Source organism: Clostridioides sp. ES-S-0010-02, assembly GCA_020641055.1.
GTDB lineage: Bacteria > Bacillota > Clostridia > Peptostreptococcales > Peptostreptococcaceae > Clostridioides.
The window spans coordinates 713,272-740,213 of the sequence record CP067345.1 but is presented as its reverse complement, the minus strand read 5'-3'; the positions used below and the strand labels follow the sequence as shown (position 1 = coordinate 740,213).

Annotated in this window: 22 protein-coding genes, 1 other RNA gene and 1 pseudogene; 7 read left to right on the top strand and 17 right to left on the bottom strand. The window is 27.6% G+C overall.

Annotated features, from left to right (window positions below; translation table 11 throughout):
• Positions 1-280: 280 nt before the first annotated feature.
• From JJC01_03800 to smpB, 5 genes are all read right to left on the bottom strand, one after another.
• Positions 281-3,550 carry a hypothetical protein gene (locus JJC01_03800; GenBank protein ID UDN59000.1) on the bottom strand — a complete coding sequence of 1,090 codons (3,270 nt, stop codon included), beginning with the start codon at positions 3,548-3,550 and terminating at the stop codon, positions 281-283.
• Positions 3,516-4,022 carry a hypothetical protein gene (locus JJC01_03795; protein ID UDN58999.1) on the bottom strand — a complete coding sequence of 169 codons (507 nt, stop codon included), beginning with the start codon at positions 4,020-4,022 and terminating at the stop codon, positions 3,516-3,518. The genes JJC01_03800 and JJC01_03795 overlap by 35 nt, the downstream gene beginning before the upstream one ends.
• A complete protein-coding gene (locus JJC01_03790; protein UDN58998.1) occupies positions 4,012-4,500 on the bottom strand; it encodes a DUF4231 domain-containing protein in 489 nt (162 codons plus the stop codon). Before JJC01_03790 ends, JJC01_03795 begins: the two co-directional genes overlap by 11 nt.
• A gap of 141 nt (positions 4,501-4,641) precedes the next feature.
• Positions 4,642-4,991, bottom strand: a transfer-messenger RNA (tmRNA) gene (gene ssrA, locus JJC01_03785).
• Positions 4,992-5,148: 157 nt separating this feature from the next.
• Positions 5,149-5,604, bottom strand: coding sequence for an SsrA-binding protein SmpB (gene smpB / locus JJC01_03780; protein UDN60117.1), 456 nt, complete (start codon positions 5,602-5,604; stop codon positions 5,149-5,151).
• Positions 5,605-6,211: 607 nt separating this feature from the next.
• Here smpB and JJC01_03775 point away from each other — a divergent pair.
• On the top strand, positions 6,212-7,039 hold the full coding sequence (locus JJC01_03775) for an AIM24 family protein (protein ID UDN58997.1): 828 nt from the start codon (positions 6,212-6,214) through the stop codon (positions 7,037-7,039).
• Between the two features lie 418 nt (positions 7,040-7,457).
• Here the strand turns inward: JJC01_03775 and JJC01_03770 are convergent, their stop codons facing one another.
• From JJC01_03770 to rnr, 5 genes are all read right to left on the bottom strand, one after another.
• Complete coding sequence (locus JJC01_03770) at positions 7,458-8,102, bottom strand: ABC transporter permease (GenBank protein ID UDN58996.1); 645 nt, start codon at positions 8,100-8,102, stop codon at positions 7,458-7,460.
• Entirely contained in the window at positions 8,032-9,321 is a 1,290-nt protein-coding gene (locus JJC01_03765; protein ID UDN58995.1) for an ABC transporter permease, read from the bottom strand. The genes JJC01_03770 and JJC01_03765 overlap by 71 nt, the downstream gene beginning before the upstream one ends.
• Entirely contained in the window at positions 9,318-10,190 is an 873-nt protein-coding gene (locus JJC01_03760) for an ABC transporter ATP-binding protein (protein UDN58994.1), read from the bottom strand. Before JJC01_03760 ends, JJC01_03765 begins: the two co-directional genes overlap by 4 nt.
• Before the next feature lie 399 nt (positions 10,191-10,589).
• Positions 10,590-11,081: a YfbM family protein gene (locus tag JJC01_03755; GenBank protein UDN58993.1), complete on the bottom strand. Its 492-nt coding sequence runs from the start codon at positions 11,079-11,081 to the stop codon at positions 10,590-10,592.
• Between the two features lie 530 nt (positions 11,082-11,611).
• Positions 11,612-13,747: a ribonuclease R gene (rnr, locus tag JJC01_03750; GenBank protein ID UDN58992.1), complete on the bottom strand. Its 2,136-nt coding sequence runs from the start codon at positions 13,745-13,747 to the stop codon at positions 11,612-11,614.
• A gap of 616 nt (positions 13,748-14,363) precedes the next feature.
• On the opposite strand from rnr, the gene JJC01_03745 reads away from it, so the two are divergent.
• From JJC01_03745 to JJC01_03725, 5 genes and pseudogenes are all read left to right on the top strand, one after another.
• Positions 14,364-14,978 carry a DNA alkylation repair protein gene (locus JJC01_03745; GenBank protein UDN58991.1) on the top strand — a complete coding sequence of 205 codons (615 nt, stop codon included), beginning with the start codon at positions 14,364-14,366 and terminating at the stop codon, positions 14,976-14,978.
• 17 nt (positions 14,979-14,995) lie between these two features.
• Positions 14,996-15,358 (top strand): helix-turn-helix transcriptional regulator, encoded by a 363-nt coding sequence (locus JJC01_03740; protein ID UDN58990.1) that lies wholly within the window; start codon positions 14,996-14,998, stop codon positions 15,356-15,358.
• A gap of 54 nt (positions 15,359-15,412) precedes the next feature.
• Positions 15,413-15,910, top strand: a complete 498-nt coding sequence (locus JJC01_03735; protein UDN58989.1) for a YbhB/YbcL family Raf kinase inhibitor-like protein — start codon at positions 15,413-15,415, stop codon at positions 15,908-15,910.
• 250 nt (positions 15,911-16,160) lie between these two features.
• Positions 16,161-16,551, top strand: a pseudogene (locus tag JJC01_03730) (VOC family protein).
• Positions 16,539-17,477: an AEC family transporter gene (locus JJC01_03725; GenBank protein ID UDN58988.1), complete on the top strand. Its 939-nt coding sequence runs from the start codon at positions 16,539-16,541 to the stop codon at positions 17,475-17,477. Before JJC01_03730 ends, JJC01_03725 begins: the two are co-directional and overlap by 13 nt.
• Before the next feature lie 311 nt (positions 17,478-17,788).
• Here JJC01_03725 and JJC01_03720 read toward each other — a convergent pair whose 3' ends face one another.
• The gene (locus JJC01_03720) at positions 17,789-18,877 is read right to left on the bottom strand and encodes a sulfurtransferase (protein ID UDN58987.1); all 1,089 of its coding nucleotides are present in this window, start codon (positions 18,875-18,877) and stop codon (positions 17,789-17,791) included.
• Between the two features lie 276 nt (positions 18,878-19,153).
• Between JJC01_03720 and JJC01_03715 the strand changes: the two genes are divergently transcribed.
• Complete coding sequence (locus tag JJC01_03715; GenBank protein ID UDN58986.1) at positions 19,154-19,582, top strand: hypothetical protein; 429 nt, start codon at positions 19,154-19,156, stop codon at positions 19,580-19,582.
• Between the two features lie 240 nt (positions 19,583-19,822).
• Here the strand turns inward: JJC01_03715 and secG are convergent, their stop codons facing one another.
• From secG to gap, 6 genes are all read right to left on the bottom strand, one after another.
• The gene (gene secG, locus JJC01_03710) at positions 19,823-20,047 is read right to left on the bottom strand and encodes a preprotein translocase subunit SecG (protein ID UDN58985.1); all 225 of its coding nucleotides are present in this window, start codon (positions 20,045-20,047) and stop codon (positions 19,823-19,825) included.
• Positions 20,048-20,349: 302 nt separating this feature from the next.
• Positions 20,350-21,642 (bottom strand): phosphopyruvate hydratase, encoded by a 1,293-nt coding sequence (gene eno / locus JJC01_03705; protein UDN58984.1) that lies wholly within the window; start codon positions 21,640-21,642, stop codon positions 20,350-20,352.
• Between the two features lie 516 nt (positions 21,643-22,158).
• Complete coding sequence (locus tag JJC01_03700; protein ID UDN58983.1) at positions 22,159-23,691, bottom strand: 2,3-bisphosphoglycerate-independent phosphoglycerate mutase; 1,533 nt, start codon at positions 23,689-23,691, stop codon at positions 22,159-22,161.
• 8 nt (positions 23,692-23,699) lie between these two features.
• Positions 23,700-24,443 (bottom strand): triose-phosphate isomerase, encoded by a 744-nt coding sequence (locus JJC01_03695; protein UDN58982.1) that lies wholly within the window; start codon positions 24,441-24,443, stop codon positions 23,700-23,702.
• Positions 24,444-24,468: 25 nt separating this feature from the next.
• Positions 24,469-25,671 carry a phosphoglycerate kinase gene (locus JJC01_03690; protein UDN58981.1) on the bottom strand — a complete coding sequence of 401 codons (1,203 nt, stop codon included), beginning with the start codon at positions 25,669-25,671 and terminating at the stop codon, positions 24,469-24,471.
• 221 nt (positions 25,672-25,892) lie between these two features.
• Complete coding sequence (gene gap / locus JJC01_03685) at positions 25,893-26,900, bottom strand: type I glyceraldehyde-3-phosphate dehydrogenase (protein UDN58980.1); 1,008 nt, start codon at positions 26,898-26,900, stop codon at positions 25,893-25,895.
• Positions 26,901-26,942 lie beyond the last annotated feature (42 nt).

The following is a 26,942-nucleotide window of genomic DNA, read 5'->3' as shown; positions in this document are numbered from 1 at the left end:
AAAGGCTTTTTATATACACTAAATGCACCCCAATATACCCTCAAATAAACTTCTTTTTCTGTGGTTGGGGTATAGTTGGTGGATTTCATCACCAAAATAAAAAATGCTAGTCAACAAAGACTAGCATTTCCAAGTATTTCATCATTTTTTTTTCAAAATTAGTGGAGACGATCCACAGGAATAATACCCACGATTTAATTTCACATAATTCTACACAATTTCCTCCAGTGGTCATACAAGGACAAAGTACTTGTTTCTATCAATTTATATAAGGCAAGCATTACTTACATATATGTTCATTTATTATATCTATATGTTCGCTCTCTATAATATTATTTTTCATGTGTACTCTAACTACTATATTACTTTTAAAGTAATTATCTGTATTATTAAACAAATATTCTTGCAATGCATAAAGCTCCTCAAACATATATCCATTTTTAACATGCATCCACTTACACATGAAATTACATTCTTCCTTTTTTGCACAGACTTCATTTCCAATTTTAATTTCTATATAATCTTTACTAACATTACCTATTCTTGATTTTTTACACTCACATGGATTTTCGACTTTAGTAAGTTGGTTATAGTTAACATTAATATTTATTATTATGGTTTCAGAAATGCTTCTATTTTTTAAATAAGAATCAAGGTTTTTATTTTGAGATTTATCTTTTTCTATCTTGTATTCAGTATTTATAAAATATCCTGATATCAAATAATGTGATAGCCATTGAAATCTAGATTCCTTACTCATATTTTTTAAATTATTTCTAAAAAATATATTGGATACTCTTTCTTCTCCAATATCAAGTATATCTGAAAGTCTAAGTATAATTTTATCAAACTTCTTACTAATCAAAGAATTTTTAGCATTAGATTTTATCTTATAAACATCTTTGGCATCGTATGTATGGGACTCTGATATTTCTGCTATAACCTCTCTATCACTAGATTCTAGAAATTTTAATTCTTCATTATTTCTTATAAACGCTGAACTTATTTTTCCATGATTAAATCTTATCTTTGCCTCATAAAAACTTTCTAAATTTTCATTTACATTTAATAACATAGATTTTAAATTCTTTATATCTAATATATTATCACAATTTATTATATCTTCTCTTAATGAACTCATAATTACATTAGATTCTATATCTTCTTCATATAATATTTTGTTTTTATCTGGATATAATACCATAGATATATCATGTAAATAACAACTACAAAATATCAAAAAGTAGTCCTTTGCAGAGATTTGAAAATATCCTATTGAGTTAATAATTCTGATACAATTACTAATCAAATTAGTTGAGTGCTCTTGGTTATGTTGAGTATAAAAATATAAATATTTTGATCCATTTTTCCAATAGTCAGATGTAAATTGATGCATTATAATTAGTTTATCTATTAATGTTGGGTCTTTTATATATTTAAAAAAGTAATCTATTACTTCATATATTGAAAAATCTAACTTTCTAATTTCGTCTAAATCATTATTTTTAAGTAATAAATTAAATTTATTTTTGTTAAAATTTTTATTTCTTAAAATCATTAATATTCTAAATTCAATTACATTTATAATTTTATTATTTAGTTTTTGAATAATTTTTCTATCACTTATTTCAACACTAAATAAGTTTGAAAATATACAATTTAGTAACATTCTTTTAATGCTCTGGCTCATCTTATCTACTAATTCAAAATATTTATAAATTTTCTCCCTTTTAAATATTAACTCACATAATTCTTTTAACTCATTCTCTACATTATATTCTAGTTTTAATATTTCTTTATTTATCCATTTATTTTTTTCAATTTCTGAAGTATTTTTAAAACTAGGTAGATTTTTATATGAGTAATATTTAAGGCTAGCATATTTATTTTCTACATATTTATCATAATTATCTTCATTAAATTCTATAATAGTACTTATATTTTTATAGAAATATAGTTGAATATTATTATCATAATTTAACAAATAAGACTCAAACTCTTTTATATACTTGCATAATTGTTCTAATTTAGATTTATCTCTTATATTATCAATAATAAAACTAAAACTAGATATAAATATATCTTCCTCATAGTATTTTATAAATTCCTTAAAATCTTTATTACCACTAATAAGTTCTTCTTTACTAAAATCTAATTCACTAATTAACATTTGAACTAATTCGTCTTGATTGTTTTTGCTTTTAAAATCCAATAATTGTAATCTAAATTTGAAATATTTTCTGAATCTAACTAGTTTTTTCTTATAACTTTCTTTATTTGAATCATTACTAATTATATTTAATTCATTTTCAATAATTTCATTAAATGCAGTTAATCTACTAATCAATATATTTTGGTCTTTATCATCTAGAATAGATTTAATATGAATAGATCCCATTGATGCCTCTCTATTTAATATGTTAAGGTATCTTTCTCCGTTATTTTCTTTTTTTATTTCAGTATATTGACTCTTTTTTTCAGTATGTATCTTAATACTATAATTACATTTTTTTTGAAACTCTTTTATCTCTTTAACTAATTTTTCACTAATAAATACTAAGCTATCTAATTCATTTGATTCTATAAGTGTTATATCTTCTATATTTTTATTAATTATTTTTAATTTTTTCATAAAATTATTATCTAAATCACATTTATCTAAATCATTAGTAAATATAACAGAATCATCAACATAATAATACGATTTACCCTCAAACTCTTCATTAAATATATTAGATATATTTATCATACATATATTCCCAAAAAAATATGAATGAGGTAATCCTTGTGGCAATCCTACAGAATAATTATCATTACATTCTACATTGTTATAGTAATACTGTCTTATTCCATTCAAATTGCTTACATTAAAATATAATAACTTAAAAATTAATACTTTAATTAACTCTAGGTCTTTTGCATATATATATATTGGAAGCTTAGAAATTATATATTTATATATTATCAGTGGATTAATAGATGGAAAAAAATTTTGCAGGTCTAAAGATACTTCATATTTATATTTTTGATTATTATAATATTCCGAATATGTTTCATTTATATCTGATGAGTATTTTTTAAACATGTCTTGCCATTTACAAAATAAATATTCTGGATTAGAAGATGGTATATTTCCATAAAAATTATTAGGTATTAACCTTGATATGTTAGATAATTTTGTGCCATCCTCAGTAATATAGTCATACACAATTAAATTAAGCATCGACACCATTGCTATTTGATTAATTAATGTACTTGTGTGTATTGGCCTAAAGTTTATATCATAATTTTCACTCTTTGACTTAAATCTTAGATATACTTCTATATTAAATAGATCATCACCTAATATAATTTTACTTATAACATCTCTTACTTCATTTATCACTATTTCTATTTCACTTATATTAAATTTATCTTTCAGCCTATAAAAGCGTTTTAAATCTTCTTTTGATAAAAGGTTTTTTTCAAATATATATGATTCTAAAGAGTATATAGCTCTATATATATTTTCATCACTAATCAACCTGCGATAAAGCACACTCTGTTTCATAACTGTCCCCTTCTAAACAATAATTTTTAATAAAATCTTCTATACTACACTTAAGTTCACCTTCTATTGTATCTTTGATATAGTAAAATCCTATCACACTTACATCTTTTCTAATTATTTCTACATATAATCTATCATCCACAATCCTATTACTACTTATATTAGTAATGATAGTTTCACGGTTAATAATCTCCCAAGTTAAATCAATTTTCACATGTAAATCATTATGCTTAACTTCTTTATTCATGTATGATTTAATGTTCTCTACTATTTGTTGTTTTTTTAAGAACATATTTAAGAATTGTATAAACTCATCTGTATAACTTGTTAAATATGTACTATTATATAAATAATTATCATTACTTTTTGTTATATAATTTGATAATAAGAATATTACATCTTTGATAAAGTATTCATCAATTTTAATATTACTTATTGCAGTTTTGATTTTATCATATTCATTACTCACCATCTCTTACCTCTTCTAGATTTTCTTTATCTTGATTATTAAATCTACTATTTATCCATAGATTTCTTTCATCAGATAATATGTGCTCAAATTTATTTAAAAACATCTTTTCTCTATCATCATTTTCATATTCACCTATTTTACAGTTTAATTTCATACATTCTGATTTTATTATTTCTGATGTTACTCTATACCTATACCATACATCCTTAAAATTAATTAATGTTAATATACTAGTTATTACAAATCCTATACTAGATATGATAGTTACCCATATACTATAATTATTCAATTGATTGATTATAGGTATAGTAGCATTTAAAATAAGTAATATGATACTAAAAGAATAAAAAAACCGTTTATAATATGTAGCTTTCTTTATATTCCATACAAGTGTATCATAAACCCTATTTTTTATTAGATTATCGCTTATTGGATCAGTAAATACTTTAAGTGTCTTAAGTTCATCTTTAAGCTTCATAGTTTCAACCCCTTATAATTTCTATGTTTACTTTATTTTAACATATTTTTCCTTAATTATATAATTATCTATAAATTTCTTAAAGCTATACAATAAAAAGGACATTGATAAAATTATCAATGTCCTTTTCGTGGATTTTAATGGTGGAGACGAGGGGAGTCGAACCCCTGTCCGCAAATCTTTTCCTCGCTGCATCTACATGTGTAGCCAACTTTACTAATATCTCACCTTACATAACGCCAAGTGGCAGGCTCTATGCTTAGCCAGTCCCAATTAATCTACCCTAAGTCGAGACACCCTCAAAGTAGTTCCCTGCATAATGACGTCCAGTCTTAGCCGGCAGGAGGGCTAAGAGGGACGAGCAGCAACTAGGCTGCTATCGCGAAATTATCGTCTGCGTTTATTTTAAAGTTCCCCAGTTTTTACGTGACCCAGAGTAACACGACACGCAGCCTCAAGTTCCAAACCCACGTCGAAACCTTTACGCCCCCTTGAGTAGTTTATAGTCCATTAGACTCTTCGCAAACTTTATCACCATTCTTATTAAATTTTTAATGTATATATAATATAATACTTTTAAGAATAAAAATCAATGTTATGTTCTAGATAATAAAGAATTTTATTCTAAAAAATACAATTTTAACTAGTTTAATATTTCCCTGTCATTTCTCTTTCTATACGTCTTTGGGCATCTTTCTTAGCCATATCTTGACGCTTGTCATATAACTTCTTACCTTTTGCTAAAGCAATCTCTACTTTAACTTTACCATTTTTTAAATATAAACTAAGTGGTATAAGTGAATACCCCTTTATAGTAGTTGCTCCAATAAGTTTTCTTATCTCATGCTTGTGAAGCAATAACTTTCTCACTCTTAGAGGGTCAACATTAAATATATTTCCTTGCTCATATGGACTTATATGAACTTGTTTTAAAAATACTTCACTGTTATCTACAGATGCAAATCCATCACTTAGGTTGACTTTACCTTGTCTTATTGATTTTACTTCTGTTCCTTTTAATTCAATTCCACACTCATAGGTTTCCTCTATAAAATATTCATGTCTTGCTCTTTTGTTTGTTGCTAATATTTTTTTACCAGCCATATAAATCTCACCTTCTTTGCTAGAAATTTCTTTAATATATACTAAAAATTTACTAATTATTTTATATCTATAAATCTTTTGACTACCCTGTATGATAACATATTCAAGTACTTTAGTCAATATGACAACTCATACATTAAACTAATTAAGCAATATATATTAAATAATATAACAACATATTGTAGGAAATTTCATCGACTATATTTAATGCAAAACCAAAATCAATTACTAAAAATAATCTATCAAACTCAAAACAAAAATTTTAATACTCTAATACCTACTTTTCACTTTTCACTTTTCACTTTTCACTTTTCACTTTTCACTTTTCACTTTTCACTTTTCACTTTTCACTTTTCACTTTTCACTTTTCACTTTTCACTTTTAAATAATTTTAACACTCCCATAAAATATAATACCCACAAATTATAAATACTACTCAAAATACATACTCAAACAATATACTTCAATTATAAATATTCTTAAAATTTCTTAATATCTATGTAAAATTTTGATGATAAAGTAGCTAATTTTTCAAAAAAAATGTAATATATAGTTATATCTTATAATATTTTAGAGATAAATTTTAATATAGTAGGGAGAAATTTGTATGGATTTAAGCAAAAAAGTAAAAATTTTAGAAAATACATCAGATGGTAGAAGTGAATTTGAAATATTAGAATTTGAAAAACTTGAAGGTGCTTCTAGCCCAATGATGGCAATGGGACTATATTTTGCTAGAGAAGCTGGCTTGAAGGCTAGACAAATTAAGATAAAATTAAATAATTCATCAATAAAAACAGAAGCTGGTGCACTGTACTATTATAAAGGAAAGATATCTTCTGAAACTAAAATTGGTGGTGTTGGAGGTCTTTTCAAAAAAGGAATATCAGGAGCACTTACTAATGAGTCAATGATGAAACCTACATATAAGGGTACTGGCGAAGTTTACTTAGAGCCTTCTTTTAGACATTATTTATTTATGAGCCTTGATAATGATTCTATAATCGTCGATAAAGGTCTATTCTATTGTTGCTCTGACACTATAGAAGTAAAGGCATTTACGCAAAAGAACTTCTCTTCTGCTTTACTTGGTGGTGAAGGTTTCTTCCAAATAGAGTTAAGTGGTACTGGTGTAGTTGTTCTAGAATGTGTTGTGCCTCAAAGTGAAATTGTAGAATATGAATTGAGCAATGGAGAAGAATTAAAAGTAGATGGTAACTTTGCAATAGCCAGAACATCTGGAGTTAATTTTTCTGTTACAAAGTCAGATAAATCTTTAATTGGTTCTGCTTTAAATGGTGAAGGTTTCTTAAATACATTTACTGGAAATGGTACAGTTTGGTTAGCTCCTACTCAAGTAATGTACGAAAAACTAAGCTTTGGAGCCATGCCTACTAATGATAATATGAATAATAAGGTTTCTAAGCAAAAATAGAAATTTTATGAAAATTTTATAAAACCATTCATGTAAAGTTAATATAAAATATACTTTTGACATCTTTAGATAAAATTTAGTAAATAGATATATTTTATAATATAAAGACATCAGTGTAAATATAAAAAAGCTGTAGGTAAATTTGTTTCTACACACAAATCTACTTACAGCCTCAAATCTACTAATAGCCTCTTTTATAAATATAAATTCATATTTAAAGATATATTCGTTTTACCTAATGCTCTAATTCAAATCTTATCTGCGTTAAATCATTCAATTATCAATAAATCCAATTAAATAAAATTATTGATAGCATATATTATAAATCTAATAACTTTTATTATAGTTCTGATTATTAACCTAAAAATGCCTATTATTAATCTATTTAATTTACCTACAATAAACAATTTTAATCTAACTAACCAATCTTTCTCTTTATTGGCTTTATCAAAAGAGATACAACTATAAGCACAATACTTCCACATATCAACCAATACTTTTCATCAAAGCTACCTCGACTCATAGACATTATAAAGAAATTTCCAACATACTTATCTTTAGTCATCATATTTAAAATTAAATATCCTATAGATACCATATATCCTATAATAGTATTGTTAAATAAATTAGAAAATAACATACCTAAACTTCCTATAAACATAGCTGATACAAAACTCCCCACAATATATTTAAATATAGGAAAATTGCCTCCAAGATGTTTTAACATCAGTACAAATCCAGCAATTAACACAAGCATACTTATAATTGACATTATTATTCTTATTAATTGTATAACTACTTGAGATACTGATTTTGATGATACTATCTCATCAATTTCCTTTGATTGTTCTAAGTAAAATATAGGAACTATCATTATTATTCCTACTATTACAACATAGTTTTCAAGACATATAGCTGCTGAAACACTATCTAAATTTGCTACCCCTTGTATAAATGGAATCAAACATAACATACCAATTGAACATATTAGATTAATTAGAGTGCTTAATTTGAAGTTTTCTTTTATTAAAACTAAATAATTTTGAAAACTTTGAACCAACATTAAGATTCCCCCTTCTTTTTTGTTCATATAAAAATGTAGTTATCAAGACAATTATTAATGCTCCCAATCCTATTAAAAGTCTATTACTCATAATAGTATTAAAGTTTTCTGCTATAACAGTTCCATTTAGTACATTATTATGTCTTATCATTAGTCCCATTGATGGATAATCTCCTTCAAGACCTATAGAGTTTATACTGTAAAACCACCAAATTAATTGAACAATAATTGCTACTGGTGTGTCTGTTAAAACAGTCAGACTCACTCCTACAGCTGTAACTATCATAAGAGTTGGCAATAACCACCACAGTGTATATTTTATAAATGCTAAATTATCAACAGAAATTCCTTCATCTTTAGCAAATGAAATTAAAGGAAGTAATTCTTTTATACCTAAAATTAAAACTGGCAACATCATCATAAATACAAGAGCAAAATATCTTGATAAAATTATTTTAGATGTTGATGCTTGTTTTGAATAGACAATTTCGCTCATTCTTGAATGTCTATCTTTCATTGACATAAAAACTGCTACAAATACTGGAAATATACTTAAAATTATACCAATATAGTCACAAAAAATTCTTGCATAACCATTAGTTACTTTATCTTTTTGAATTGTATAGTTATAATTTTGCATAGCTTCTTCATAAGTAATTGGAACTATACCAAATCTTTGTAATTTATCAATGGCATACGCAGACCCACCACCTAAAATTTCATCTATGCTTTGCATTATTTCTTCAAATCTTTCAAATGATAATTTAGAAGAATTTATTTCTATATTTTCTCCACTTTCCCAAATTGAGTTTACTTTGTCAATACTGTTACCAGTTATCTCCTCAATATACTTCTCTATAGTTTGGGTCTTACTTTCATTTAATTTTATATGCTTAATAATTCCCATTGGATATGTTGTATATGAATTTTCTTGATATTCTCTAATTAAACTTATAGTTGCACTTGGAATTACTTTATCAGACTTCAAAGATTCTTTTTGACCATATGGATATTGATTGTGTTTTAAGTAGTATTCATCAATGTTTTCTACTCTTTGAGGAGCAACTAATGGATTCCCTTCATTAGGAATATTTTTGCTTACATCTTCTGAAACTGAGCTTCCAAGTTGTGAAATATAGAAAACTACTAATACTACAATAAAAACATAATAGACTGTGCTTTTTAATATGTTTTTACACTCTTTTATAAATAGATTCATATCTTATTTCCTCCCATCATAAGCATATAGCCATCTTCGATAGTTGGATTACATTCTACTGCTGTTTCAAAAGGTTTTTCTTCTGATATGATTCTAAGTGTAGCTTTTCCACCTTGAGTCAACATACCTATAACTACAAATCTATTTTTTATATTTTCTATGTCCTTTTTATCTACTTCAACACTATATACTTTTCCATAAGCAAGTTTTGTTAATGCCTCAGTTGTTCCATTATATATAACTTTTCCATTATCTAATATAGCTATATTTTCACATGTTGCTTCTATGTCTCCTACAATATGTGTTGATAATATAACTATTCTATCATTGGCAATCTCACATAATAAATTTCTAAATCGTATACGCTCTTCTGGGTCAAGTCCTGCCGTTGGTTCATCTACGATTAAAACTTTAGGATTGTGAATCAGCGCTTGGGCAATTCCAAGTCTTCTATTCATACCTCCAGACAAAGATTTTACTTTTACTCTTTGATGATTAGTTAAATTTACTTTACTTAATAACTTATTGATAATTTTTCTTCTTTTTCCTGATGGTATATTTGATAAAACAGCTAGATAATCCATTGCTTCATACACTGTCATATTTGGATACATTGAAAAATCTTGAGGAAGGTAACCAACCATATCTCTAATTTCTTTCGTTTTTTCTATAGGAATTCCACACATATCTATTGAGCCATCAGTTTTTGACAATAAAGTAGCTAGAATTCGCATAAATGTTGTTTTTCCTGCTCCATTTCTTCCCAAAAGTCCAAACATTCCACTATCAATTTCAATGTTTACATTTTCAAGAGCCAATTTTGAACCAAACCTCTTACTGAGATTAGACACTGATATTTTCATTTCCATATATAAGTACACCCCCATAAATCATTTTATAGTATTTTATTTTTATTAATTTTTTATTATATTTCCATAATAAATTCTAAAACTTAAGATATTATTTAGAAATTTCTAAATTTTTTCTAAAGATTCTAATTTCTCTTAATAAATAAAATAAATACGCTTATATACTAATGACTTCTGTACTATAGTGATTTAAAAATAATTGAAGTGTCTAAAGATAATATTACTATTTAAAAAGTTCTTTTAAAATTACTATAATTGGATTACATTCTACTGCTGTTTCAATATGTACGTTTATAAAGGCATCATTTACTCATATCTAACTTTATTAAAATTTACAACTTTATAGTAAACAACTTTATAAAACTTACAATCTTATGATAAATAGCTTTATAATAATCATTAAATTATACAAAATATTACAGCTTGTCCCTCATTAGAAGCTACTTGCATAAATTTTTTAAGTTCAATTAAATTAGCCCATACATATTCAAAAAATTCATCCTCATCTTCATCATCCATAACAGGATAAATTTCATTTTCTAGCATTTCACTGACACTAAATTTTTTTCTAAATTCTTCTTCTTCCAAATTGTTCATTGCCTCTGATAGTTTTTTTACATCATTAGCTGTAATTAACATAGGATAAAATTCTCCTTCAATTTCCATAAATGTGTTTCCACTCAACACTAATTTACTAAAAATATTAGCATTATCTCCACCAAAAGGACAACCAGTTAGAGTAAACTGAATTGCATGCCATGCTTTATCAATATTAATACTGCTATCTTCCTGTACATCTTCAAACATAAAATCCTCTAAGTTATCTGTTGATTGTTGTAATTTCAAAATATTTTCTTCACTTATTCTAAAGTAACTTCCTATCATGCCCATAATTACTTCCCTCCTAAGTAGTATTTTTATAATTTTAACTCCTAAGAAAAGGTATTGACAAGAAAATTCACTAAAAAAAATGTCATTACATCTTAAAAATCAAAGTATACATGAGGTAATATTTCTGATGTGGAACCAAAGAATTTTATTACGCACACACATACACTAATATTGCATAAATTAGTTCTATCTTTTTAGGAAAATACATGTGTTGTCGTGTCAAAATTATATAAAATAAAAAATAAGTGTATCTCAAGTTCTAAATGATACACTTATTTCCTATAAAAATCTATTTTTTAATATATATTTTTTGCTAAATGCTAAATATGGTCTAAACATCTCCTTTTTATCAAATATTCTACATTTAGTCATACCATAAACACTACAAATTTTCATGTCTACTTTTAAATATTTCTGTATTTTCTTATTTTAAGATATTAATTTTTTCCTGTTTACTCTTATTTTAAGATATTAATTTTTTCCTGTTTACTCTTATTTTCAAATATTAAACCTTATTCTTTATATTTTGTTTATTCTTCAATCTTTTCAACTATCTCAAAGTCAATTTCTTTAAAGTCTACATTTACACCTTCAACTTTTATCTTAACAAGGTCACCTATTTTATATGACTTCTTGGTTCTCTCACCTAACACACTATAAGAACTTTCATCATAGATATAATAGTCATCATTCATATTTGCAAGTCTTATCAATCCTTCTATAGTATTATCTAGCTCAACAAATATTCCAAATGAAGTTACACTAGATACAACACCTTCAAACTCTTGACCAACTTTATCCTTCATATAAAGAGCCTTATAGAAGTCATGTACATCTCTTTCAGCCAATTCTGCTTTTCTCTCTTTTTCAGATGATTGAACAGATGCATAATCTACTATAGTAGTAAGTTGCTCTTGTCTCTTTCCATTTATCTTATTATTTAAAGACTCTTTTATTATTCTATGAATTTGAAGGTCAGGATATCTTCTTATTGGTGAAGTAAAGTGACAATAGAATTTAGCAGCTAACCCAAAGTGTCCACTACATTCTGGTGAATACTTAGCCTGTTTTAAAGAACGAAGCATTATGGTACTGATTGCTCCCTCTTCTGTTTTGCCTTTTATCTTCTCTATTATTCCTTGTAATGCCTTTGGATGTACCTCTTCTTTATCACCTTTTATTGTATATCCAAATGTAGATATAAATTTACTCAATTCTTCCATTTTTTCTAAAGATGGTGTTTCATGTATTCTATACACAAATGGTATACCCATCCAATAAAAATGTTCAGCAATTGTTTCATTACTTATAAGCATAAACTCTTCTATTATTTTATTAGAAATTCTTCTTTCATATGGTTTTATATCTGCAACTTCTCCATTTCCATTTAGAATTATCTTTGCTTCTGGGAAGTTAAAGTCTATAGCCCCTCTTTTTTCTCTTCTTGACATAAGAATTCTAGCCAAAATTTCAGAATTTTTAAAATCATCTACAACATGTTCAAAAGTCTTTTTAAGCTTTTCATCATCTTTTTCTAATATATCGGATACTTCTGTATAAGTCATTCTAGCCTTTGAATTTATTATAGATTCACATATTTCATGCTTAACTACATTTCCCTTATGGTCTATTTCCATAAATATAGAAAGAGTTAATTTGTCTTCAAATGGATTTAAACTACATACTCCATTAGAAAGAGTCTTTGGCAACATTGGAATTACTTTATCTACTAAATATACAGATGTAGCCCTTTTTAAAGCTTCTTTATCTAATTTATTTTTTTCTCTTACATAATGTGTAACATCAGCTATATGAACCCCTAATTTAAAGTTTCCATTAGATAATACCTCTATTGATATAGCATCATCTAAATCTTTTGCGTCATCTCCATCTATAGTAAATATATTTAAATCTCTTAAATCTCTTCTTCTTTTTACCTCTTCTTCTGGAATTTCAACAGCAACAGCTTCTGCTTCTTGCAATACCTTTTTAGGAAATTCTTCTGGAAGACCATGTTCTCTTATTATAGAGTCTATTTCTACTCCTCTTTCACCTTTTTGACCCAGTATTTCTATAATCTTTCCTTCTGGTTTTCTATCTTCTTGTGGCCATACTGTAATTTCACAAACTACCTTATCATTATCTACTGCACCACTAAAATATCTTTTAGGTATATATACATCCTTAGTAAATTTCTTATTGTCTGGTGTTACAAATCCAAAAGTTTTACTTGATTGAAAAGTACCTACTATTTTAGTTATTTCTCTCTTTATAATTTTTACGATTCTTCCTTCTGCTCTTTTTTCTTCAGTTGCAGGTACAACTATCTCTGCCATAACTCTATCATTATGCATAGCTCCATTTATATTGTCACTTGAGATAAATAAATCTTGTGTGTATTCAACATCAGATTCTACAAATCCAAAGCCTTTTTTATGTGATGTAAATTTACCAACAAAATATCCCATTTGATTTGATGATACTATTTTATTTTTCTTAGTAAAACATATATATCCATCTTCCTCTAATTCTTCTAAAAAATTATAGAACATTGGCATTTCTGATGAATGTATATCAAAAATTTCTGCTAATTCTTCCTTTTTTAGAGGATTATATGCACTTTCGTTTATTAATCCTAACAAACTCTCTTTAAGTCCTGGTATCATTTTTTCCTCCTATTTTACTTTCTTGTTATATTATTTTTTTAGTTTTCTATTATATTACCCTTTGTATATCTTCTATATTACCTTTCATATATCTTCACACACCGTTTTTTATATTCTTTTATTATTGTTTCAAGTTAAATCAATTATTATATGTTTTTTATATTTAATTGAAATTATCTTAATAAATCTTTAAAAAAGTTATGATAATTCTCTAATAATAGTTTAAGTTATCATAAGCACAATTGTAATTTACTTAAAATATCATTATTACAGCTACTTTATCACCTAATTATACACCATCATATAGAATTGGTAAAATATTCATTCCATCTAAGTATTACTATATAATAATTTATTCTATTAGTATACTCAAATTAAGTTAAATTTATATAACTCAATTAATTTTTTAAATATAACTTTTTATAATATAAAACTTATAATAAAAGTAAATTTATATGTTAAATTAGGTTGATTTTTTATTGTTTTTTATTTATTCTAATATTAAAGGCTTGCAAACGTTTTTCGACAAGTCTTTATTTTATATAAATTAAATAAATTTTTTTATTATAAATAATATATTAAATTTAAACTAATCTACTTATTGGAGGAGATAAACTTGGAAGAAGTAATTGCAAAAATTATTACCATAGAAAATGGTTTTAAAGAAATCGAAAATATTGCTAAAAAAATTGTAAAAAATAATGACTCAAAGAAGTGTTATTATCTATCAATTTACTTATATAGATCAGAATACTATCAAGTAAGAGAATTAGCAGTGTTTATATTAGGCTTTATATCAATACATATTTCTGAAGCCTTATTATTTTTAAAAAACAATGTGAGTAAAGATGAAAACTGGAGAGTACAAGAAATATTAGCTAAATCATTTGATTATTATTGTAGTGAAGTTGGATATGATAAATCACTTCCTGTGATAAAAGAGTGGTTAAGTTCTGACAACCCAAATATAAAGAGAGCTGTAACAGAAGGGCTTAGAGTTTGGACTATCCGAGACTATTTTAAGACCAACCCCACTGTAGCTATATCATTGCTTTCTAGTTTAAAAGATGAGGACAGTGAATACTTAAGAAAATCTGTTGGAAATGCTCTCAGAGACATAAGTAAAAAACATCCAGATTTAGTAAAAAACGAATTAAACTCATGGGATGTTTCAAATAAAAAAGTTGAACTTGTATATAAACTTGCTTCAAAACGTATTTTGGCAAAATAAATTGGAGGTGACTATACTTGAAGCTTTGTGAAAAATATACATGTCCATTAGAACTAACACATGATATGATAAAAGGTAAATGGAAGTCTATTATATTATGGAGATTACGTATAGGTCCAACTTCTCTATCAAAACTAGAAAAAGAGATTAATGGAATCAACCAAAAAATGTTGCTTGAACAACTTAAAGAATTGATTGAATTTGGGCTGGTTGATAAAAAAACCTATGAAGGATATCCACTTAAAGTTGAATATTCACTTACACCTATTCGTGGAAAGCAGATGTTAGATGCTTTGGCTATAATGCAAGATATAGGAATTAATTTCATGCTAGAGAATGGTAAAGTAAGTAATTTACCATTATTTACAACTGGTATATAATAAACTTACAGAAAATTTTTATTAATTTATTATATATTTAGGAGGCAAATTATTATGAAAGTAACTAGTACAGGTATAGTAAACGGTGTTATAGAAGATAAATATGGAAAAAGAGGAAATCAATTTAATAAAGGTGGTATGCCTACATATTCATTACCTCTAAAATTTGAAGATGCTCCAGAGCATACAGTGTCCTTTGCTGTATTTTTAGAGGACAAAGATTCAGTTCCTGTATGTGGATTTGCATGGATACATTGGCTAGCTGCAAATATAACAAAAGATGAATTAAAGGAAAATGAAAGCATAACAGCTACTGATTTTATTCAAGGGACTACTAGTTGGCATAGTAAATTAGGTGATATTGGTAGATTAGAAGCTAGTGTTTATGGTGGTATGGCTCCTCCAGATAGACCACATGTTTATGAAATACATGTGTTTGCCCTTGATACTACTCTTAATCTTGAAAAGGGATTTTATATGAATGAGTTTTTTGAAGCCATGGATGGGCATATTTTAGATAGATTTACACTTAAAGGGAGTTATTCTAATTAATTAGATTTACTATAGCTAATCATTAATTTGTTACACTTAATTAATGATTAGCTTAATTGCTATTAAATTATTTTTCTATTTTAATTAATTGTTGATTCAATGGATTCGAATTATTTTTTATATTTTATTTAACTATTAAATCAATTAATTTCAGGTTATTTCTTATATTTAACTAATTATTATTTTATGCCTTATTAAAAGAAGATATAAACACATTTAATAAATCTATATAAAATTTCGAGGAGTTATTATGATAAAAAAAATAGACCATGTGGTCATTACTACTAATAATATAGAAAACTGCATAAATTTTTATAAAAAGCTTGGTTTTACATTAAAGATGGCAAATGAAAGATATGAACTTTACTCTGGAGATTTCAAAATAAATGTCCATTTAAAAGGTCATGAACTTTCACCTCACAGCAAAAACGTACAAACAGGTAGTGCTGATTTGTGTTTTGAGATAAATACTAATATTGACATGACAAAAACAAACTTAGAACAAAATGAGATTAAAATTGAGCAAGGAATTGTAGAACGCACAGGAGCCTTTGGTGAAATGAAGTCTATTTACTTAAGAGACCCTGATGGAAATTTAATTGAATTGTCAAGTTATGGAGAATAAACTTTGGAAAATTTAATTCTATCTATAAATGTAGTTCTTCCTTTGTTTCTCACAATGTCACTTGGGTATGTTCTGAAAAAATTAAGTTTATTTGATGAACATACTTTAAATAAAATGAATAATGTTTGTTTCAAATCTTTCCTGCCATTACTATTATTTTTTAATATATACAATACGGATTTAAATGGTTCTCTTAACCTCAAACTTATGGCTGTAGCTATTATAAGTATTTTTTCAATCTTTTTACTCTTAGTTTTTATTATACCTAAGATTGAAAAAGATAATAAAACAAGAGGTGCATTAATACAAGGTATCTTTCGCAGTAATTTTGTTATATTTGGTATACCTGTAACAATCTCACTATTTGGTGATAAAAATATTGGGGTTACATCTTTATTAATTGCAGTTATTGTTCCTATGTTCAATGTATTATCAGTCATAATACTTGAGATTTTTAGAGGTGGTAAAATAAATATAAAGCACATGATTAAAGGTGTTTTAACAAATCCTCTCATAATAGCTTCTGTAATAGGATTGATAATGCTTATTTTAAATATTAAAATCCCTGAATTTTTACATAAAACCATTGGTGATATTTCCAAAATTGCTACTCCCCTATCACTTATAATTCTAGGTGGGTCTTTCAGCTTTTCTGCTATAAAAGGACATATAAGACCAATTATACTGGGGGTGTGCGGAAAACTTATTCTTATACCTGCTATATTTTTACCAATTGGCATTTTTCTTGGATTTAGAAATGTAGAATTAGCTTCACTTATGATAATGTTATCTGCTCCAACTGCTATTTCTTCATTTACAATGGCCCAACAGATGAATTCTGATAGTGAACTTGCTGGACAAATTGTAGTATTTACCTCTGCATTTTCCATAATCACAGTATTTATAATAATATTTATCTTAAAACAGAATAATCTTATTTAGTAATATCCTATAGTATAATTTGGTATAATAAGAAATATATACTTGTATTGTAAGAAACACATATTGATAGCATAGTAAATATGTATTGATATTGTAATAAATATATACAGAAAATAAGTACTACTCATAACTCAAAAAAATATAAAAAAGGTGGACTATAATAAATATAGTTCACCTTTTATATTGAAATTTATATTCTCTATTGAAACTTGTATTCTTTACTGAAACTCATAAAATTTCAAGCTTTTTTTAAAAATAGTATATAGCTTATTACTTATAAAAATTATATTGGCATATCCTCTTTTTTTATATTATTTTTTAGCTTTATCAGTTGATAATTCACCTACAGTTGTATACTTAACATCCCCATCTTTAGGATTTCCTACTTGTACTGGCAGATTAGGTTGTGTTTGCCATTGCCACCATCCACCATCAAATAAAGTGATGTTTTTCCATCCATTTTCATAGCACATTAACCAAGGAATAGTTGCTCTCCATCCAGTTCCACAATAAAATGCTGTATTTGTATCTTTTGTCACATCAATATCTTTAAAATAACCTAATACTTTATCAAAATCTACATAGCTTCCATCTTCATTCATATAATCTTGCATACTGCTTGCATCAGTACCTGCACGCCCCCATACAGCACCCTTTGGCTCTCCAGCTTTATCAATATAATTGTAACCACTTGTTTTTCCAGAGAACTCTTCTAAGCTTCTTATACTTACTAGTCTAAAGTTAGGGTCATTTTTTAATTTATTTTCTACATCTTTTATATCCATTACATATTCTGGATGAGCTGGAACTTTTACACCAAACTCTTTTTGAGATTTTGGCTCTACTGCTCCTTTTTCTACATCATATTTTGCATTTTTCCATGCTTCAATACTCCCATCCATAACTTTAACATTTTTAACACCAGCCCAAAGACAAATGAATGCTATTCTATCTACTCCTGAATCAGAACCATATAGTATAACAGTTGTATCTGATGTAATACCATTGCTAAGTAATACTTTTTCAACTACATCTGCTGGTTTGATATTGTAGTTATCAAAGTCTTTTACTCCTTCATCATTATCATATTCTAAAGAGTCTGTATCAATATGAATAGCTCCTGGTATATGCTGTTTCAAGTAGCCTTCATTTTGTTCAGTTGCTCCCCATGAGCCTTCTGCAATAACATAATTTTTAGACTCTGGTTGATTTCCATCAATAACACTTTTTACCCACTTAGGTGATACAAATACTTTTGTTGTATCAACTGGGTCAGCTGTAACCTTTTCCGCATTAGCATCTTTATTACTTGCTTCATTTGAATTGTTGTTTGAACACCCAACTAATAAAGTCGCAATCATAGCTATACATAATATTAAACTTAATAACCTTTTTTTCACGTTTTTCCCTCCATCTTATCTAGTTTTCATCTAAAAAGTATATCATATAGCTTTTTTCTATTCAATAATTCTACAGCTTATACATAATGTTGGCTATACAAAATATCTATACTTCATCTTACTTTTTATACAAAATTTCTATACAGCATTCTATTTATATCTTACTATTAAATTATATTGATTTATATTATAATATTTTAGTAGTAAACATTATAATATAAATCAATATAATATTTTTAGTTTGTCTATAATTTAATATAATAAGGAGAAATACTAATGAAGAAAACACTCTATAGTATTACAATACTATTTCAAATTGCTTTTCTAATAGGATGTAAGGTTTTTGAAAAATATGCAAATACAAGAATGGGAATGCATAGGTGGGTAACATACACTAACAGAAACTTTGAAAGAGATTATCCTATTGAATCACTTAAAATAGCTCTAATAGCTATTCTTATCGTTTTTACTATAATTGCAATTATACTGCTAATTCAAAACACTATTTTAAAAAAGAGCTATAATTTATTTGGTAAATTAATGGGTCTTTTAACAATAATAATCAACACTCTTTTATTAAAGTTTATATTAACAAATACACAATATACTAACAGTTCCTACTTTTTTTTAATAATGATGCTTAGTATGGTATCTATTTTGCAAATTATCAAGTTGATTGTGCATACTAGAATGATTAAAAATTAGATATATCAAAAGCTAGATATTAAAAACTATATAACAAAAATAGATATATCAAAAATTTATTTTATAAATATCTGACTCAATTCATAAAATAAAAACTGGACCAATAATATAAAATCATTAGTCCAGCTTTTATTTTACGTACTTTTTTATGTTGACGTACTTTTATTAAAAACTAAATTTAATTTTTAAATGTAACCAAAATGCACTAATTAAATAATGGCCAGTTATTCAACAATACCACTACTTCTTAACTATAAGTAGTGCCAATGCATTTATAAAAAATAATACTGCTGTTATTTTTGTAACTCTAGCAAGAAATGCTTGTTTTCCTTTTGGTTTAAAGTAAGCTTGACTTCCTTCTCCACCAAACTCTGAAGGTAAAGCATTCTTAGAATCTTGAGGCATTATGCTAATTACTAGTAAAATCCCTAGTACTACTTGCACACCCATTAAAATGTTGCCCATTCTTGCCCCTCCTATCTTTCTATTACTTAAATTTCATTACTCTTTAGTGTATCACAATAATATAGCCATTTCAAGACTATTATGTTATAAATCACAAACAAAACTGATATCAAAAGCCATCAAAATATATCTATAGTTTTTAATTATAGCAATTATTTCAAAGCTTTTATTTATTTTCCTAATAAAAATGGCTTACATATAAAAAGGGATAAGTGCTTTGAAAAATCAATTAACACTTATCCCATTTATCTCTTATAAGATAAACTTAAAATCTTTTATACTATCTTTTTAATCCTTAAAAACTATTTTTTTAAGTTATAGAAAGATTTTAATCCACAGTATCTAGCTTGCTCTCCAACCATTTCTTCTATTCTTAATAATTGGTTGTATTTAGCAACTCTATCAGTTCTTGATGGAGCACCAGTTTTTATTTGTCCAGCATTTACTGCAACAGCTAAATCTGCTATAGTAGAATCTTCAGTTTCTCCTGATCTATGAGATATAACAGCAGTGTACCCTGCTCTCTTAGCCATTTCTATTGCATCTAGAGTTTCAGTTATTGTACCTATTTGGTTAACTTTAACTAATATAGAGTTAGCTACTCCATTTTCAATTCCTTTTTCTAATCTTTCTGTATTAGTAACAAATAAGTCATCTCCAACTAATTGTAATTTGTTTCCTAATTTTTCAGTTAATAATTTCCATCCATCCCAATCTTCTTCATCTAAACCATCTTCTATAGTTATTATTGGGAAGTTGTTTGACCAATCTTCATATAAAGCAACCATTTCAGCAGCAGTTAATTCTTTTCCTTCTCCAGCTAAAACGTATTTTTTAGTTTCTTTATTGTACATTTCTGTAGCAGCAACATCAAGTCCTAACATAACATCTTCTCCTGGCTTATATCCAGCTTTTGTTATAGCTTCAACTATTAATTCTAAAGCTTCTCTGTTTGAACCTAAGTTTGGAGCGAATCCACCTTCGTCACCTACACCACAAGCTAATCCTTTTTCTCCTAAAACTTTCTTTAATGAATGGAATACTTCTGCTCCCATTCTTAAACCTTCTTTAAAGCAACAAGCTCCTACTGGTAATATCATGAACTCTTGAACATCAACGTTATTATCAGCATGTTCTCCACCATTTAATATGTTCATCATTGGAACAGGTAATTGCTTAGCATTTACTCCACCTAAGTATTGGAATAATGGTAAACCTATTTCATCAGCAGCTGCTCTAGCTACTGCCATTGAAACACCTAATATAGCATTAGCTCCTAATTTACCTTTGTTTGGAGTTCCATCTAATTCTATCATCATTGCATCTATAGCTGGTTGGTCAAATGCATCCATTCCTTCGATTTCTGGTGCTATTATTTCATTTACGTTAGCAACAGCTGTTTCTACACCTTTTCCTAAGTATCTTCCTTTGTCTCCATCTCTTAATTCAACAGCTTCAAAAGCTCCTGTAGATGCACCTGATGGAACTATTGCTCTTCCCATTGCTCCATCTTCTAATACTACTTCAACTTCTACAGTTGGATTTCCTCTTGAGTCTAATACTTCTCTAGCATATACTAATTCAATAACTGACATTTGTATATCTCCCTTCGATTTTTCTATTAGTTAAATTTTCATTTACTGTAAACATCCGTCTACTAGTTTTAATCTACTTATTATATTATAGTACAGAAAGTTATTTTTGAAAATTAGATACAAATTTATTTGATGGGTAAATTTGTAAAAGTTTCTATTTTTATTTTATTTTTTATAATTTTTAACTTATCTATTAGCCAAAATCAATCTTCAATACATAAATATACAGATAAACTTAAAACATGAAACACAAAATTTACAACTAATGATTCTAATAATTTTTGATTTTATAATATATATTAATTATTATTTTTTACATCATTTTACTTAAACTTTATAAAATTCACTTAGACTGAAATATTTTTAAGTTTACTTTATTGTAAGTTACTATTCTACTTATCAATTCAATTTATAAACTTATTAATTCAATTTCTAGCACCTAATTTTGCATATTCAAATTCTTTAGCAAAAATTTCAAATGGCACTAGATTAATAGATAATACTTATTAAGCTTAACTATTTTGAAATAAGTGAATGACCAGTCATTTCTTCTGGTTTTTCTAACTTCATCATATCTAAAACAGTTGGCGCTATATCAGATAATCTTCCTGCGTCTAATAATTTTGCACCTTCAAATTCTTGTCCAACAACCACAAATGGTACTGGATTAATAGAGTGGGCTGTTACAGTCTTTCCTGTTTGTGGGTCTAACATGTATTCAGCATTTCCGTGGTCAGCAGTTATTATTGCACTTCCACCTAGCTCTATTATTTTATCTACTAATTTTCCTACACAAGTATCTACAGTCTCAACAGCCTTTATAGCTGCTTCAATATTTCCTGTATGACCTACCATGTCAGGGTTTGCAAAGTTTAAAACTATAAAGTCAAACTTATCTTCTCCTAGTTTTTCTAAAGCTTTGTCTGTTAATTCATATGCAGACATCTCTGGTTGTAAGTCGTAAGTTGCAACCTTTGGAGAAGGTATTAATAATCTCTCTTCACCTTTGTTTGGCTCTTCTACTCCACCATTGAAGAAGAAAGTAACATGCGCATATTTTTCAGTTTCAGCAGCTCTTAATTGAGTTTTTCCATTTTTCGCAAGATATTCACCCAGAGTATTAGTTAAAGATTGTGGTCCAAATGCTATATGCACTTCTTTTATAGTTATATCGTACTCTGTTAAACATACAAAGAAGTTTTTAATTTCTTCTCTTTTAAATCCATCAAACTCTTCACTTACTAAAGCTCTTGTTATTTGTCTTGCTCTATCTGGTCTGAAATTGAAGAATATAATTGAATCATTTTCTTTTATACTTCCAACTGCTTTATCATCTTTAACAATAACTGTTGGCATTATAAATTCATCATTTTTTCCATTATCATAAGAGTTTTGAATAGCTTCTTCAATAGAAGTTGCTTTTTCGCCAATACCTCTAGCCATGGCATTGTATGCAAGCTCTACTCTTTCCCATCTCTTATCTCTATCCATTGCATAGTATCTACCAGAAACTGTAGCAAATTCACCTACTCCAATTTCATTCATACTAGCTTGTACTTCCTTAGCATATTCCAATGCGCTTTGAGGGTCAGTATCTCTACCATCAGTAAATGCATGAACATATACTTTTTCTACACCTTTATCTTTTGCCATTTTGATTATAGCTTTAAGATGGTCTATATGTGAATGTACTCCACCATCAGACAAAAGACCCATTACATGAAGAGAATGTTCTTTTGCATTGTCCATAGCTTCACATAAAACTTTATTATTAAAAAAATCACCATCTTTTATAGATTTTGTTATTCTAGTTAAATCTTGATATACAATTCTACCTGCACCTATATTAGTATGGCCAACTTCTGAATTTCCCATTTGACCATCAGGTAGACCAACATCAAGACCACTAGCATTTATTAATGTGTTTGGATATTCTTTCATTATTCTGTCTAAATTAGGAGTTTTGGACTCAGCAATTGCATTTCCCTTAACTTCCTTATTATATCCAAATCCGTCCATAATAATTAAAGCAACTGGTTTTTTCATCATTTCACTCCTTAGAAATTAACAAGGTCTAAATAGTCATTAGCAGCTAAACTAGCTCCACCTACTAAAGCTCCATCTATATCACTTTGACCCATTATTTCAGCTACATTTGAAGGTTTAACACTTCCACCGTATTGTATTCTAACTTCATTAGCTAATTCTCCATATAATCCTTTTATAACTTCTCTTATATAAGATATAACATCATTAGCATCTTCAGCAGTTGCAGTTTTACCAGTTCCAATAGCCCAGATTGGCTCATATGCAACAACTACTTTTGCTAAATCATCTTTAAGAACATTTTCTAAAGCTTTTTCAACTTGAACTTTACAAACATCTTTAGTTTTTCCAGCTTCTCTTTGCTCTAAAGTTTCACCAACACATAGTATTGGGTCTATTTCTACTTCTAAAGCTTTTAAAACTTTTTTGTTTACAGTTTCATCAGTTTCATTGAAATACTGTCTTCTTTCTGAATGTCCTATTATAACATAGTCCATATCTATTTCTTTTAACATAAGAGGTGAAACTTCTCCTGTAAATGCTCCTTTTTCTTCAAAGTGCATGTTTTGAGCACCTATCTTTATATTTGTACCCTTAGTAGCTTCTTTTAAATCCTTCAATAAAGTAAATGGTGCACATATAACAGCTTCTGCCTTATCAGCATTAACTTTTCCTTTAACTTCATTTACAAATTCTAAAGCTTCCTTTATTGTTTTATGCATTTTCCAGTTTCCTGCAATTATAGGTTTTCTCATTTTACAATCTCCTCTATATAGTAGTTTATTTATTATCTAATGCTGCAATACCTGGTAATTCTTTACCTTCTAAAAATTCTAGTGATGCTCCTCCACCTGTTGATACGTGAGTCATCTTATCACCAAATCCTAATTGATTAACTGCTGCTGCACTATCACCACCACCAATTACAGTAGTTGCGTCAGTTAATTCTGCCATAGCTTTGGCTACTGATAGTGTTCCATTTGCAAAGTTTTCAAATTCAAATACTCCCATTGGTCCGTTCCATACTACAGTTTTTGATTCTTTTATGGCTTTTACAAAGTTTGCTATAGTCTTAGGTCCCATATCTAGTCCCATATAATCTTCTTTTACATTAGCATCTTCTGTTACTATTGGAGTTGCATCTGGTGCAAAGTGGTCTGCCATAACAACATCTACTGGCAATAATAAGTTAACGCCTTTTGCCTTAGCTTTTTCCATCATTTCTTTTGCATATTCTACTTTATCTATTTCAAGTAAAGATGTTCCTACTTCATAACCTTGAGCTTTTAAGAATGTATAAGCCATTCCTCCACCTATTATTAGATTATCAACTTTTTCTAATAGTTCATTTATAACAGCTAATTTATCAGAAACTTTAGCTCCCCCAAGTATAGCTGTAAATGGTCTTACAGGATTGGCAACAGCTTCTCCTAAGAATTTTAATTCTTTTTGAATTAAGTATCCGCAAACTCTCTCTTGTAAAAATTCTCCTGCTCCAACTGTTGAACAATGCGCTCTATGAGCAGTTCCAAATGCATCATTTACAAATATTTCAGCAAGTGAAGCTAATTCTTTAGAGTAGTTTTCTTCATTTTTAGTTTCTTCTTTTCTATATCTAGTATTTTCTAATAACACTACATCTCCGTTTTCCATTTTTTCAGTAGCTTTTTTTGCATTTTCTCCTACTACATTATCATCTGCTGCAAATACAACTTCTTTACCTAACATTTCAGATAATCTCTTTGCAACTGGTGCTAAAGATAATTCTGGTTTAGCTTCTCCCTTTGGTTTTCCTAAATGAGAACATAATATAACTTTTGCTCCTTTAGAAATTAAATATTGAATTGTTGGTAAAGCTCCGTTTAATCTATTTTCATCAGTAATTACACCATCTTGTAATGGTACATTAAAGTCACATCTCACTAATACTTTTTTCCCGCACACATCAATATCTTCTATAGTTTTTTTGTTTAGCATTGACATAAATATCTCTCCTTTTAATAAAGTAATTTTTTATTGCCAAGTATAATATAGTACATACTTTTACCCTATTAAATATATCATATTATCATATTTTTATATATAGTATGTAACATTATTTAGGTGTATTTTATATATTTTTTCTTAAAAAAAGTCCAGAGTCCGTAGTGTTAAACTACAAACTCGGACTTTGTCAATCTACTTTTCTATTTTCTAAAAGCTGACTATTTTGCTAATTGTGCAAAGTATCCTAAAGTTCTTATTAATTGAGAAGTATAAGACATTTCATTATCATACCAAGAAACAACTTTAACTAATTGTTTTCCATCTACTTCCATAACTTTTGTTTGAGTAGCGTCAAATAATGAACCGTAGCTTATTCCGATTATATCAGAAGATACTAACATTTCTTCAGTGTATCCGAAAGATTCGTTTGAAGCTTCTTTCATAGCTGCATTTATTTCTTCAACTGTAACATTTTTTCCTAATGTACAAACTAATTCAGTTATTGAACCAGTTACAACTGGTACTCTTTGTGCTGCTCCATCTAATTTTCCTTTTAATGCAGGTATTACTAAACCGATTGCTTTTGCAGCTCCTGTAGTGTTTGGAACTATGTTTCCAGCAGCAGCTCTAGCTCTTCTTAAATCACCTTTTGGATGAGGACCATCTAAAGTATTTTGGTCATTAGTATATGCATGTATAGTAGTCATTAATCCTTTTTCTATACCATATTTATCATTTAATACTTTAGCCATTGGAGCTAAACAGTTAGTTGTACAAGAAGCTCCTGATATAACTGTTTCAGAACCATCTAATATGTCACTGTTTGTGTTGAATACTATTGTTTTTAAATCTCCAGTTGCTGGTGCAGATATAACAACTTTTTTAGCTCCTGCTTGTATATGAGCTTCTGCTTTATCTTTAGAAGTAAAGAATCCTGTACATTCTAATACTATATCTACTCCTAATTCAGCCCATGGTAGGTCAGCAGGATTTCTTTCTGCTGTTACTTTTATTTCTTTTCCGTTTACTATAAAAGCACCTTCTTTAACTTCTATTTCACCGTTAAATCTTCCTTGAGCTGTATCATATTTAAATAAATGAGCTAACATTTTAGCATCTGTTAAGTCGTTTATTGCAACAACTTCAAACTTATCTTGTTGCTCCATCATTTTTCTTAATGCTAATCTTCCTATTCTTCCAAATCCATTTATAGCTACTTTAACCATTTTCGCTACCTCCTATAAAGTAAATGTATGTTGTCTAGCTCT

Bases quoted from the DNA above. Each gene is read 5' to 3' on its own strand.
- JJC01_03800 (UDN59000.1), bottom strand. From the start codon at position 3,550: ATGAAACAGAGTGTGCTTTATCGCAGGTTGATTAGTGATGAAAATATA.
- JJC01_03795 (UDN58999.1), bottom strand. From the start codon at position 4,022: ATGGTGAGTAATGAATATGATAAAATCAAAACTGCAATAAGTAATATT.
- JJC01_03790 (UDN58998.1), bottom strand. From the start codon at position 4,500: ATGAAGCTTAAAGATGAACTTAAGACACTTAAAGTATTTACTGATCCA.
- smpB (UDN60117.1), bottom strand. From the start codon at position 5,604: ATGGCTGGTAAAAAAATATTAGCAACAAACAAAAGAGCAAGACATGAA.
- JJC01_03775 (UDN58997.1), top strand. From the start codon at position 6,212: ATGGATTTAAGCAAAAAAGTAAAAATTTTAGAAAATACATCAGATGGT.
- JJC01_03770 (UDN58996.1), bottom strand. From the start codon at position 8,102: ATGTTGGTTCAAAGTTTTCAAAATTATTTAGTTTTAATAAAAGAAAAC.
- JJC01_03765 (UDN58995.1), bottom strand. From the start codon at position 9,321: ATGAATCTATTTATAAAAGAGTGTAAAAACATATTAAAAAGCACAGTC.
- JJC01_03760 (UDN58994.1), bottom strand. From the start codon at position 10,190: ATGGAAATGAAAATATCAGTGTCTAATCTCAGTAAGAGGTTTGGTTCA.
- JJC01_03755 (UDN58993.1), bottom strand. From the start codon at position 11,081: ATGGGCATGATAGGAAGTTACTTTAGAATAAGTGAAGAAAATATTTTG.
- rnr (UDN58992.1), bottom strand. From the start codon at position 13,747: ATGATACCAGGACTTAAAGAGAGTTTGTTAGGATTAATAAACGAAAGT.
- JJC01_03735 (UDN58989.1), top strand. From the start codon at position 15,413: ATGAAAGTAACTAGTACAGGTATAGTAAACGGTGTTATAGAAGATAAA.
- JJC01_03715 (UDN58986.1), top strand. From the start codon at position 19,154: ATGAAGAAAACACTCTATAGTATTACAATACTATTTCAAATTGCTTTT.
- secG (UDN58985.1), bottom strand. From the start codon at position 20,047: ATGGGCAACATTTTAATGGGTGTGCAAGTAGTACTAGGGATTTTACTA.
- eno (UDN58984.1), bottom strand. From the start codon at position 21,642: ATGTCAGTTATTGAATTAGTATATGCTAGAGAAGTATTAGACTCAAGA.
- JJC01_03700 (UDN58983.1), bottom strand. From the start codon at position 23,691: ATGATGAAAAAACCAGTTGCTTTAATTATTATGGACGGATTTGGATAT.
- JJC01_03695 (UDN58982.1), bottom strand. From the start codon at position 24,443: ATGAGAAAACCTATAATTGCAGGAAACTGGAAAATGCATAAAACAATA.
- JJC01_03690 (UDN58981.1), bottom strand. From the start codon at position 25,671: ATGTCAATGCTAAACAAAAAAACTATAGAAGATATTGATGTGTGCGGG.
- gap (UDN58980.1), bottom strand. From the start codon at position 26,900: ATGGTTAAAGTAGCTATAAATGGATTTGGAAGAATAGGAAGATTAGCA.